General features: G+C 43.0%; 8 protein-coding genes. 1 reads left to right on the top strand and 7 read right to left on the bottom strand.

The genetic code is table 11. The annotated features are described in order from the left end of the window. Positions 1-66: 66 nt before the first annotated feature. The 7 genes from DRW42_RS19790 to DRW42_RS19760 all read right to left on the bottom strand — a co-directional run bounded on the left by DRW42_RS19790 (position 67) and on the right by DRW42_RS19760 (position 11,690). A complete protein-coding gene (locus tag DRW42_RS19790; protein WP_113950553.1) occupies positions 67-861 on the bottom strand; it encodes a ThuA domain-containing protein in 795 nt (264 codons plus the stop codon). Positions 862-904: 43 nt separating this feature from the next. Next, entirely contained in the window at positions 905-2,695 is a 1,791-nt protein-coding gene (locus tag DRW42_RS19785) for a glycoside hydrolase family 9 protein (RefSeq protein WP_113950552.1), read from the bottom strand. A gap of 23 nt (positions 2,696-2,718) precedes the next feature. Beyond that, positions 2,719-3,774: a glycoside hydrolase family 18 protein gene (locus DRW42_RS19780; RefSeq protein ID WP_113950551.1), complete on the bottom strand. Its 1,056-nt coding sequence runs from the start codon at positions 3,772-3,774 to the stop codon at positions 2,719-2,721. Positions 3,775-3,885: 111 nt separating this feature from the next. Then, complete coding sequence (locus DRW42_RS19775) at positions 3,886-5,247, bottom strand: DUF4998 domain-containing protein (RefSeq protein WP_113950550.1); 1,362 nt, start codon at positions 5,245-5,247, stop codon at positions 3,886-3,888. 9 nt (positions 5,248-5,256) lie between these two features. Continuing rightward, a complete protein-coding gene (locus tag DRW42_RS19770; RefSeq protein WP_113950549.1) occupies positions 5,257-6,483 on the bottom strand; it encodes a DUF5000 domain-containing lipoprotein in 1,227 nt (408 codons plus the stop codon). A gap of 16 nt (positions 6,484-6,499) precedes the next feature. Beyond that, on the bottom strand, positions 6,500-8,425 hold the full coding sequence (locus DRW42_RS19765; RefSeq protein ID WP_113950548.1) for a RagB/SusD family nutrient uptake outer membrane protein: 1,926 nt from the start codon (positions 8,423-8,425) through the stop codon (positions 6,500-6,502). Positions 8,426-8,447: 22 nt separating this feature from the next. Further along, positions 8,448-11,690 (bottom strand): SusC/RagA family TonB-linked outer membrane protein, encoded by a 3,243-nt coding sequence (locus DRW42_RS19760; RefSeq protein WP_208643597.1) that lies wholly within the window; start codon positions 11,688-11,690, stop codon positions 8,448-8,450. Between the two features lie 754 nt (positions 11,691-12,444). On the opposite strand from DRW42_RS19760, the gene DRW42_RS19755 reads away from it, so the two are divergent. Next, complete coding sequence (locus DRW42_RS19755) at positions 12,445-13,269, top strand: hypothetical protein (RefSeq protein ID WP_113950547.1); 825 nt, start codon at positions 12,445-12,447, stop codon at positions 13,267-13,269. The last annotated feature ends 35 nt before the right edge of the window (positions 13,270-13,304 follow it).

The following is a 13,304-nucleotide window of genomic DNA, read 5'->3' as shown; positions in this document are numbered from 1 at the left end:
ATAGCTTAAGTTAATAGCATTGGTGGGGACACAGACCATGGAGACACAGATCATGACGTGTTTGCATTAACGGTTAAATACATTTCCCTTTTTATCGGAAGCCACTACCCAACGGAAAGCATCAATGATGAGTTTGTTCTGTGTGGCATCTTTAAATATTTCGCTTCCGTGGCCCATATTGAGGTAAATCATCCGGTAATCGGTATTGGTCCAAACTACAGGTGTATCCCCACTGGGAAGAATATCTTTTAAACCCAAAGGGTAATTATCCTGTGACAAAGAAACCAGCACTTTTACATTTTTACGTTCGCGCGGACTTGGTTTCCATTGATACCACTCGTTGGCAGGTGCAATAAATGTTTTGGGCAAAGCTTTGGTAATGGGATGTTTATTATCCTCTACAACGAGTTTTGCAGGCAGGGGCGGCCAGCTGTTCCGGTCGAAAACGCCACCGCCCAGAAAATCTACAAACCATGGCCATTTGGTGGTACGATCGTTATAGGCTGCTACATGAAATCCCATCCAGCCACCGCCATTTTCCATATATTTCTGGAATGCCAGTTTTTGTGCATCACTGGTCGGGAAATCGTTCAGCATCATCACCAGTTGATAATCTTTCACCTTTTCGTCGTTCATATCGTCCATATTGGTAGTGATATCGAACACAAAAGTTTTTCCTATGGTTAAATCCTTAAAGAACCTGATGGCATCGTCGGCAAAATTAACATGGGCCGATTCGACCGTTTTACTGTAAAATGCCAATACTTTAAATTTCGGACGATACTGGGCTTTTAAATTTGAAATGGTAAATAACAGGAGTGCCAGCCCTAAAATGAGTTGTTTATAAAAAATACTTTTCATTGCTTTACATAATTAAGAAGTTAATGACCCGATTTCTCCGTTTTTATTTGAGCGACATGGCCGTTACTGCCTGCAAAAACCATCCGGTATGTGGAATCCACTGTTCGGTCCAGCGCCATTCATTTCCGTTATCAATCATTTTGAAATCGATCCCAGAACCATCACCTTTTCCATCTTTCCCGGTAATACCGTTAGAAATGCCTCCTTTTCCCGTCCCATGACCATACATGGAATTCATGTGGGGCACATTATTTTGTCCATAACCGTACATCATACACATGTTATAAGGATTACAGCCTAAAACCCATGATACGAGATGATCTGCAAATTGCGCAAGCTCAGGTTTTACGCCATAGGCTCCATTACCAGGATAAACCAAACGACCTCCAAAAATAGCTGCTGCTGCCAAAGAACCGAGCCTCGCATCTTCACCCTGCCACCACCAGCCGCTTTCGTTATCATGTGGTATAAAAAAGCCATTCTGCACTTTTCCATTATAAATAAAGCTTTGCCTTGGGTAACCAAATGGATTGGCTGTTTCTTTAGTGATACTCAGGTTATAATCCAACGCCTTTTTAATGGTTAATAAAGCACTTTTTCTAAATGCGGGGTCTTTTTCTACATCCAAATACCTCACCAATGCGATAATTGGTAAACCTGCGTCGGCGGCATGCCAGAACGGGCGGTTAGCATCGTTTGCAATAAAATATCCGGCAGGAGCGAGGCGTTTATGCAGATTCTCCGCACGAATGCGCGCTTCTTTTTGATATAGTTCCTTACCGGTTGCTTTCCAGAGTTCGCTGGCGGCCATTAGTGCACAATAATCGTCGATCACGTTGTTTTTATGATCATCAGCATATTGTAGGCTATATTTTTGTAGGTGGGCAAAAGCACGTTCGGCTGCAGCAAGGTAATCTTTAGCTTTAAAATCACCATCGATATTCCATTGAGATATGCGTGCCAATGCAGCAACAGCCATACCACCGCCCTCGCGATAGCCACACTGGTAATCGTCGGTTGTTTTACTATCGGCCAGTAAACCTACAACCCTGCGGGCAGATGGATTTTTATCGAAATAGCTAAAAACAGTCATGTAAAAATAGCCGTCGGGATCGAGTGAACGCATAATGTAATCAGCGCCATAAACGGCCTCAGTAGTAAGAGCCTTTTTGCTCCCGATATTTTCCAGCAGATTAGGTACCGTTTCTACTGTGTTGGCCATAGACCAGGTAACCATGGGGATTTGTTGCGGCAACATTACATTGGTGTAGGCCAGGTGGGAGAAATATTTACTTACATCGCCCGAAGCATCGCACCAGCCCCCAGTTAAATTAACGGTACAGGTGCTGCCATGCAAACGGATATTCTGATCGGCTTTTAGTTCTTCTGGAGAATTGGCGCGCTGGTGGTAAAAAAAGTTCACAATGGCGGGAATGGAAATCTTGCCGATTAAAGCATCGCCTATTTGAAAGGGATAGGAACTGATGGTTTGTCCGTTTACGGTTAAACGGATCTTATAGGTTCCGTTTTTGGAAAAATCAGAAAAAATAACGGGGCTGTAAAAAGATCCTGTTCCCCAACTTTCTACGCGTTCGCCAGCTTTAACTTTTCCCGAAAAAACGATCTGGCCTGTTGCCGTATCCAAAAGCTGAAAGCCCAGGCCATCGGGCAGGAGCTGTTCACTTTTTACAATGGCCTGTTTGGTGCCTTTCTGATTATAGGCAACCTGGTTAACCAAAATCTGAATGCCGTTTTGCGGCGCTGTTTGGGCTTTAGCAAGCCAAATGTTATAAAAGAGGGTGAATATTAAAACCGCGATTATGCTACGTCTCATCATATAAAATTAATTCCTGAACATTATTTATTCATACCTGTATAAACGGCTTTTCTCAGTGCACCATCTTCTGTATCACCTGCGTAATCCCAGTACATGGCACCCAGCATCCCCCGTTTTAAAAGGTACTCGCACTTAATCTGTATCGATTCGGGATTTTCGTAAGTACATACCAGTTCTCCCTTCTCATTTTCTAAATATGGTACTTTTGCATCTGCATCCCACTGGGTTTTAAAGCCGGTAAGTTTAACCACTTCCTTGTAATCTATATAACCGGCAATACCATTTTTACCGTGACCATAAAATGGAATGCCCAAAACCAGCTGGTTTATAGGAATACCGGCATTAACATGTGCCGTTACAGCTTCATCTGCGCTGATCCATTTGGTGTTTTTGGAACGGAATAAACCTGCATGATGATGGGGTGGATTACCCATGTCGTAGGTCATAATGTTCACAAAATCAATTACCGGTTGAATTGACTTGAAATCAATATAATGTGCATCAGGAGACGAGGCTAAAGTTAATAATTTCTGCGTACCAATTTTGTTCCTGATGGCTTTCATCATTAAGGTATAGTTTTTGGTATCGTCGGGAGAAGATGAGATTCCTGCCGATTTATTGGTCGGGTATTCCCAGTCTATATCAATTCCATCGAGGTTATATTCTTTGATCACCCGCTGGCAATCTTCCGCAAATTTAGTTCTGCCTGTATCTGATGCGGCCATCTCGCTAAATTTTCCGCTGCCCCAACCTCCAATAGAAATCAGGATTTTAAGATCCGGTGCATTGTTTTTTAACTCTGTTAATTTTCGGAGTCTATCGGGGTTATTGATCCTAACGCCATTAAATGTATCATTTACATGTCCGAAAGCGTAATTAAGGTGTGTAATGTGTTTTGGATCAGGAATTACAGTGGTCCACGAGGTTACGTAAGCCACAATAACCTTTTGGGCTGTTTGCGTTTTTTGTTTGCTGAGGACAGTACATCCCTGGATAAATGCAACAGTTGCAATTAATAACAATAGCAACAGGGATTTTATCAGTTTCGACGGCTTGTAATGGTATTTTATTTTCATAGGATATTAATGTAGGGACATTGTTTGTGAGCCTGATTAATGTTTAATACCGAACCGGTTTGCCGCAGGAAAAAGCAGCGAACCGGTTCAGTGTTTTTTTTTTGCAGCAGGCTAAAAAGCCAGCGATTTCATTCTTACGCCTGAAACTTTGAGGTAGTAATTTGTTGTTGTGTTTCCTAAAAGCGTAGCCACGAAACCAAAAGTTACCTGGGTTGGGCGATCTAAGGTGAAATTGATACTGATGGTATAAGCCACACCTGTTGCCGAAGGTTTAATCTGCGTAAAGGAAGCATCATTTGTATTTACGAGATTGAGCAGGCTTGTTTTGGTAGCCAATGCCTCAACATCCGGCAGCTGTGTACCCACATTTGCCACAAAATAGCTTAGCGAACTTGCCGAAGCCAGACTGGCATTACCCACACGTGCTTCTAAACTGTATTCGCCGGCAGGTAATAGTTGGGTTTGGTAAATTTTACCATTAGTCATGGTATTTAAGACAGGTGTTGTGGTGTTTTTTCCGGCCTCGAACGACATGGTTCCGAAGTTGGTTACATTTTCTGCCGTACGTTGTACATAGGTACCGTAAGTATCAAAACCTGTTCCCCAGTTATTGGCCTGTGCGTTCGATGTCCACGAAGCCAATCTCCTCCAGGTAGCCGCATTTCCGGCAACCACGGCACCCTGGCTAGTGCTTACAGGCTGAAACTGGGTACCTGTTGTACTTGCCGGGTTCATTTTACCCGGATTGGCAACAAAAGTAGCGGTTACATCTGTACGGGCATTAACACCAACACGGTAAGCCGTATAAAAGGTATCAATTGCCATCGTATCGGGCAGGTATACGGTACGGTAATCGAAAGTACTCCGGTATTTATAATCAGGAAGGGTTGCCGTAGTTGTATTAACCAGTTTTTTCACCCTGGTTTTTACACCTGCAGTATTGGTAAAGGAAACATCCATATACTGCGGGCCGTTGGCCTTATCGAGGCCGCCCCAGGTAATTGTGGCGGTTGTTCCATCTAAAGAAACATCTGATATGGGCATATTGATCAGGGAGTTGGCATAGTTATCGCCATAAACTTTTACGCCGCTTTTTACCACCGGAATGGAAGCATTACCAGCCGCATCATAGGTAATGACCTCGAAATTATAGGTTCCTTCAAATAAATTGGTTACGTATTTGTTAAGGCTATCAACTGCAAGTTTCCGTTCAACCGGCACCACTAACGAATCCTGCCTGCTGTTCCAGTATATTTTACATTTGGTAATTTTCCTGTCGGAGATAAACAAGCCCTGAACCAGTACCCGGTTGCGTCCTGAACGTATTTTTAAGGAATCGACCCTGCCGGTGTAGGATATTTCGCCACCTTCCACATATTTTTTAAAGTCATCCATTTTGGTGCAGGATGTAAATGCTGCTATCCCTATCACAAACAGGAACATGATCAGCTTGATGTTAAGCATCTTTTTCATTTTGTTTCGTTATTTAGGGTTTCCATAAGCCTGTACCTCGGTAATCATCAGGAAATTTGTTCCCTGCCAGTTGTTGATACATTTAATCCGCAGGTAACGCAGTTTAGGCACATTGATATCCAGATCATAACTTAAACCTGCAGCAGCTGTGGTTTGATCTTCATCGCTTACCTCGCCATAGGGCAGGCCAGATGGTTTTACCGAAGTGTAAGTTCCCAGTTTGTACCAGCTGTCGTAACTACCATCAGGATTTGGATTTGCCGAACCCCATATTTCGAAATTTTTCATGTTACCACGGTAATAGTAGGTTTTCCTTCCGCTGATGGTTTCAGGATAATCCCATATTACCAGCCTGCTCAGCTGGGCCAGTTGGCCAAGATCGAACGTGATGGAGTGGGGACCCTGATCGGTAATGGTGGGCGGCGTATAGGCTACACTCGGGAAATTTACTGTTTGTCCGTCCCACATGGCCTTTACACCGGTTGGGTCTGTCCCGTTGTTCGAGAAATTTGCGCGCTGATCTCCTGGCCATATAACCGGTTGCATTTCCCTGTATAAGGTTTTGGCCAGCGGTAATTCAAACAATGGTTTCACGGTTGTAAACAGGGTATCGGTCTGATTGAGAAAGCGATCGCGGATGATTACGGCGATTTTTACCGGAATGGTATCTAAACCGCGGATGTTTTTACTAATATCGGCCGCAGAAGTATAGATTCCGTCAAAAGCCACCCAACCTTTATAACCCTCTAAACGCATGGGGATAATGGAAAGGTTAGCTTTGGTGGTGTTTTTGAGTGAAACATTTACACCGCCGAAAGCCGGTATTACTTTCATGGTTCTAAAGGCAATCCGGATGGCATTTTCCAATGGTTTAACTTTTACAATTACAGGTGTAGATGCCACTTCGCTTTTGTTTACCACCCTAAGGGTTACTTCGTGCTCTTCTGTATCACCAAAACCATCAACCACCATCTGACTAGTGTAAAATGATGCCCTCACTTCTCGTTTTGCGCCAGACAGGAGTGTGTATTCTGCTTTTACATAAGCGATATCCTGATCTGTTGGCAACTCATAAGTAAGCGTTGCCTGGCCCGACTGGCTGGTTGCCTGTACATTTTTTACAGGCCCCGGTGGATTTGGGTTGTTACCCAACGGACCGATGATATCTTTCTGACAGCCGCTTAATATTGTAATTAAGGGCAATGCCAATATTAAAATTGATTTAATTAATTTCATTTCTTAATTTTTATGATTACCATCCTGGATTTTGAACTAAATTGGTATTTACCCTGAAAGCACCTGTCTGGATAGGCCACAGATAATCTCTGGGCGCAATAAAGGTCTGGTTGTAGATTACCCTGTTCTGATAGTAACCGATCGGGGCAACCTGACTGATGGTCCAGCCTGAAATAGGTCCGTTTAATTCTGTTGCTGCGGTTTTCCACCTGCGTAAATCCCAGAAACGGCTTCCTTCAAAGGCCAGTTCAATGCCTCTTTCGCGCCTGATGAGCTGTCTTACATATTCCTTATCGCCTAATTTTGCCGCACCATTGTCCACATAATTATTCCACGAATCTCTTACGCCCTGTAATCCGGCCCTGGTTCTGATCAGGTCGAGATATTTATATATTTCAGGGTCGGTTGGTCCGTTGGCTTCGTTTACGGCTTCAGCATACATCAGATAGATATCGGCAAGCCTGATTTCGGGCCAGTCGTATGGTTTAACCGTATTGGCGGTACTGGAATTGGTTAAATTGGCCTCTACCAGTTTTTTGATAAAATATCCGGTTTCGTTATAATAACCTTCGGCACCCGAATTACCAGGCTGGGTATATTTGGCCTGCATGTAAAAAGTACCTTCGTCGCCAACTCCAGGGTTATTGGCTATCATGTACCAGGTACCGCCATCAAAACCCAGATCGGCATAAAAACGCGGCTCGCGGTCGAAGTTTACACGTGCCGTTTGATAACCTTCATTTATGGCGAAACGCTCATCGCGTGTAGCGGTTCTTAACTCATTCTTCACCGTAAAATTAAGTGTCTTGTCCTCATTCATCGGTACCCCGTTTTTGGTATAAAAAAGATCTGCGATCTTCATCGGGGCAGACAACTGGCCATTCGAATTGTTGGGTGTAAAAGAAGAGGCTAAACAGCCCATTGCCACGCGCTGCAATTGGCCGGCATAACTGTTTGATAAACCCCAAATGCGTTCGCTGTTCCAGCGTTCCGAAATTGCGTTTCTTAAGGTCATCTGCTGATTGGTAAAAGGCGAAAGCACAGTGTTTGGAACAGCTGTATATAATTTAATTCCTGCCTGCTCAGCTACATCAATTGCCGCTTTTGCAGCCTGCATGGCACGGGTCCATTTGTTTTGGTCGAAAGTGGTTTTTACCAATGGTGTTCCGTCTTTATTTACCAGTCGGGCGTAATCGGTATTGCCGTTAAACAAGGGGCTTGCAGCCAGCAACAACAGCTTGGCTTTAATGGCCAATGCAATAGGCTGTGTAATTCTTCCCAGTTCGTTCGTTCTATCGCTTATTACCACTGGCAGGGAAGTGTAAGATTTATCGATCAGGCTTACGGTATAATTTACACAGTCATCGAAAGGCGACCGGCTTACCATCATTTCTGAAGTAGGTGCATCGATATCGATGTTCTTATCTACAATGGGAACCGGGCCGTACATCCTTAAAAGTTCGTAGTTATAAAATGCTTTTAAAATGGTTACCTCGGCCAGCCAGCGGGCTCTTAAATCAGGTGTTAAATCGAATGCTTTCTCTTCATCCTTAATGTTTTCGAGAAAAATATTACATTGCCTGATGGCCTGGTACCTGCTGGTCCAAACGCCACTGATCGGATTTGCCGAGTTCTGACGTCCCTGGGCAATATCCCAGTTCATCAATCCGCCCTGCGTATCGAAGGTTCCCCTGCGGCTATTCGGGATCCAGAGTTCATCTCCGGCCAGAAAACCCGGGTTACTCATCACATCACCATTTTTTGGTAAATAAGAATAACAGGTAAATAAAAACTTTTCGGCCTCATTTTTACTGGTAAAGGCATTATCGATGGTTGGTACGTTATCCGGAACCACATCCAGGAATTTTTTACAGGAAGAAACGGCAAACAGCAGGAAAACCAGTACCGGCCAGATCTTTTTTGTTTGTATTATATTTTTCATTGTCTTCTTAATTAAATCAAGGTTAAAGACCTATGTTAACACCCAGGTTATATACACGCTGTAATGGATAATCGAGACCATTTCCGCGGACCTCAGGATCCCATAATTTGAATTTGCTCATTACGAAAAGGTTTCGTGCACTGGCATATACGCGCAGGTTGGCCAGGCCTAACCTTTTCCTGAAACCAGCTTTTGGCGTATAACCGATTTCTACCTGTTGCAAACGCAGAAATGCACCATTGCGCAACCACCAGCTCGAATTAACATAGTTGTTTGGGGTAGGTGTGCTGCTTAGCCGTGGGAAAAAAGCATACGAATTACGGCTATCTTCCGACCAGTGATTATCAGCAACTGCCTGTAGCAGCCCCGTCTGGTAACCACCTATCTGTAAAAACGGTGCGATACCGCTTTGGCTCAGGTTATCGAGATTGAAACCACCACTGTTTACGAAAAAAGCAATGCGTGCATTTCCCTGCATCTGTGCACTAACATCAAATTCTTTATAAGAAGCCGAGAAACCAAAACCGTAAGTAATTTCGGGTGTATTGGGCAGTCCCATAAATACCCTGTCGTCGGCATTGATTACACCATCGCGGTTCACATCCCTGTATTTGATGTCGCCACCTCTTACAGGTGTATTACCAGCTAAAGCAACCTGACTGGGCGAATTGGCTACTTCAATGTCGTCGGTAAACAAACGTTCGGCAATGTAACCCATCATTTCGGCAGAAGAATGCCCTACGCGGTAAAGGTTGGCCAAACTTGCCGGATAGGTAGGCTCATCATATTTCACAATTTTATTGGTGGCATAGGTAAAAGTTCCCCTGATCTGCACCCAGCCATTTTTGAACGACTTGCTGTAATCGGTCTGAAAATCTACCCCTTTACTATCCGAAATACCCACGTTGGCACTGGCAGGAGCCAGCAAACCCATAGTTGTAGGGATACCGCTTCTTACCTGGAGAATATTTGAAGTTCTTTTTTTATAAGCATCAATGGTAATGTTTACCGCGTTAAATAATGATAAATCCATTCCGAGGTTAAGCTGTTTCGATTCCTCCCAGGTAATGGCAGAGTTGGCATATCTTGATATCGAAATCCCGTTTCTGGAATAGGAAATGGAAGGATCTTCGCCAAAAGAAGCACCCGGGCCATTGTTAAGATCTACGTTTGAGAGGTAGAAGAACCTGTCGGCGTCTGCTCCGATCTGGTCGTTTCCGTTTAAGCCATAAGATGCCCTAAGTTTTAATAAGCTTATTACATTGGTTAAAGGTTTAAAAAACTTCTCGTTGGTTAATACATAACCCACACCTACAGAAGGGAAAAAGCCAAAGCGGTTTTTCTTATCGAACCTTTCCGTTCCGTTATAGCCAAAGTTGAATTCGCTCAGGTACCTGTCGTCGTAACTATAGGTAAACCTACCTGATACCCCAACATTGCGTTTTGGCAAAGAGTTTTGTAAGCTACCGGCATTACCAGAAAGTGAATTACGCAGAATCCCCACTAACATACCGCTTACCGAATGCTTTTTAAACAGCTGGTTGTAATTTATAGCCGTTTCTGTGTACAGCACCGATTTAATGTCTTTACTTCCTTCGGCATAATTGAGGTAATCGCTACCAACCACACCTATACTCTGCGGACCACCGCCGTTAATTTCAGTTAGCGTAATGTTGCTTCCATCAAGGGAGTTGGCGCTGTAATAAAACGGATTATAGGCACGCGAAACATTATAACCACTGGTGCGCTGTACATAACCCATAAAACGGGCTTTTAAACCGGGGATAATGCCTTTCATATCCTGGTTAACCTCTATCTGGGGCTGCAGATTAGAGGTGTTCGACTGGCGGTAACCCCTTACCAGATCGGCGTAAGGATTAACGTATAAATTACCACCTACAACAGATCCGGGAACCGATTGTACTACGGCATTTCCAAATAATACGTGTTTTATCCTCGGTGCATAATCGGCGGGAAAGCGCATTGGGAAGTTTACCGGATTAGCGAACATAGCACGCTGAAAAACTTCTTTTCCTGATCCCAGCGGTCCATTATAATCATCGAATTGTCCGTAAACCCTGATGTCGGCCCTTGTTGTTTTGGTTAAATTCAGGGTAACGTTCGATCGGATGGAGTAGTTGATCAGTTTTACATTACTGTTAAAATTATTCAGTTTATCAACATTGTAAATCCCGTTATCTACGTTATAGGTTCCTGCAACATAATAATTAGCCTTATCCGCACCACCGGTAACACTCATGTTAAACCGCTGGTTAAAGGTATAATCTTTAATTACCTGTTTAATCCAGTCGTTATCCGGATACAGGTATGGATTTGCAGTTCCCGATGCCGTACGGTCTATTTTGGTCTGCGAGTAGGGCAGTGGATTTAAAGGATTCCGTGTTAAAGCAGCTTCATTGGCCAAATTCATGTAAGTAATGTTATCCGTATACTTCAGGTTTCCGGTATTTCCTGATATAGTATTGTCTGAACGGAAGGTAAATTTTGTTTTTCCTGGCTCACCCTCTTTTGTTTTAACCAAGATTACTCCATTTGCACCACGCGCACCATAAACGGCGGCTGCGGTGGCATCTTTTAAAACTGAAAAACTGGCGATATCATCAGCTTGTAAACGGGCAAGGTCGGTTTGTGAGGATTCGACCCCGTCAATCAAAATCAGTGGGTCTACTTTTCCGGCGCCGAATGATCCCAATCCCCTTACAAAGAAAGAAGCATTATCTGCCCCGGGTTCGCCACCACTCTGATAACCGATTACCCCTGCAAGTCTTCCGGCCAGCATTTGGGTAAGGTTACTCGTAGGCCCTTTTAAGGCCTTAGGATTAATGGTGGTAACCGCACTTACCATGCTGATTTTCTTTTGTGTACCAAATCCTACTACGGTAACCTCAGTAAGCGAATTCTCGTCAGGTACCAATGTGGCATTGATTACGTAGGTTCCGTTGGCACCGGGTTTAAACTTTTTGAGCTCGAACCTTTGGGTTACATAACCTGTTGAAGAAACCAGTAGGGTAGCCGTTCCCGGCATTTCGATCTTGTAATTACCGTCCCCATCTGTTGTAGTGCCCATTTTGGTGCCCACAACGGTAATATTTATACCCGGCAGGCCTCCCACACTATCTTTAACAGTACCGCGTACTTTAACAAGGTCTTGCGCCTGCGTCTGCTGGGCGGTAATCATCATAAAAAAAAGCAGAAAGGAAATTTGTACTGTACGTAACAGTAGTGTTTTATGAGCACTGGTCATCGTTTTTTAAATAATTTTGTGAACGACCCAGACTGTAAATTATAAGATAATTTAAACTTCATAATCATTTAGAATTGTGTTAATGAGTAATTATTCGTTAATTTTTTGGCAATAGCTTCCACCTGGCGGATTGGTCAATCTACCTCAGATGAAAAAATGAAATTCGGGCCTGCCGTTAGTTAAGGATAGGTTTAAGTTTTCTCATGCAATTTGATTTTTAGTTTGGTTTGGAATTGGTTAGTTGATGTTTTCCGTTTAGGTTGACCGAAGATTTTTTGTTCCAGCTTAAACTTGATGTAGTGGAATAATAGCAATTTTTACATGCGTAATGGTTTTAACCATTCGCAGGAAGGCTTAGTGATCATTATTAATTTGGTTAGTGTTTGATTTGGTAGATGTAAAGCTATTCTAATGGAATGATAATCTCAAGCTGGCTGGCCGTGTAGTAAAGGATGCTGGAATGATGATATGAGGCATTAATACGCTTACTAAACAACAATTTCTATGCTCATTCCATGATTTAGCTATTGTAGGGAGACAATTGTGTTTTTTATGGCGATACGCTAAGGAAACATTAAAAAACGATTGTTGTAGAGGTGAAAAAGGGTGGGTAGTTTACAGTGAGATTGATATGATACCGAAAAATGGTTCCATTATCGCTTTATTGAAATCATTTTTTCAAACGTTTGAAATCCTGTCCAGCCTTAAGAAGTGGCTGATTTTCAATTTTCGTGATTCAGCTATTACGTAAAAAATGAGTAGTATAACACCTGCTAACCAAAAACAAGCGATGCTCCTAAAGGATACTACCATCATAATTTCTAACGTTGCCCTGTTATATTATTTACCAGGTATAGGTTTGATAATGGGCTTGCTTTTGCCTTATATCATTATAAAAAGGCAGAGAACAAAGACGAGCCTCGAACAGCAACGGATGGTAGAGCAGATGCGCGAGAATGAGTCGCGCAGTCAGGCCCTTAACGAACAGCTTTCTTCACTTTTAGAAAGCAAAACCATGGAATTAAAAAAGAACAGGGAGATTATTCAAAAGCAAAATGAGGAAATATCGGCGCTGAGCGCTCAGCTCAAGAAAGACGCTACGTGGCTGAACCTGGATGTTGAATTAGCAGGAAAAGGACCATCGCTTTCTAAATTTGCAGATTTTGAAGCTTTCAGTAGGATATATCCTGATAAAGATGCAGTTCTTAAATACATTTCAGCACTAAAATGGGATAAAGGTTATTCCTGTATCAGGTGTTGCAATGAAACATTTCTTGCCGGCCAAACCCCTTATGGCAGGCGTTGTACAAAATGCGGTTATGATGAATCAGCAACGGTTAACACCATCTTTCATAATGCTAAAATACTGCTTAACAAAGCACTTTATATGCTCATTCTGGTATATAACACCAAAGGCGCAATTTCTTCTTATAAACTTGCTGAAATACTCGATATCAGGCAAAGCACCTGCTGGGTTTACAGCTCAAAGTTTAAAAAGAAGTTGTTGCAAAGCAAAGATAGTCCAGGCAAAACTGATGGAGAAGGGTGGAGCCGGATGGTTCTTGATCAGTCTGTTTAGGTTGTAACAGCTACTGCCAAAATAATAATTCAGAT

It is taken from the genome of Pedobacter miscanthi (assembly GCF_003315595.1).
Classification (GTDB): domain Bacteria; phylum Bacteroidota; class Bacteroidia; order Sphingobacteriales; family Sphingobacteriaceae; genus Pedobacter; species Pedobacter miscanthi.
This window is presented reverse-complemented; position numbering and strand designations above follow the sequence as displayed.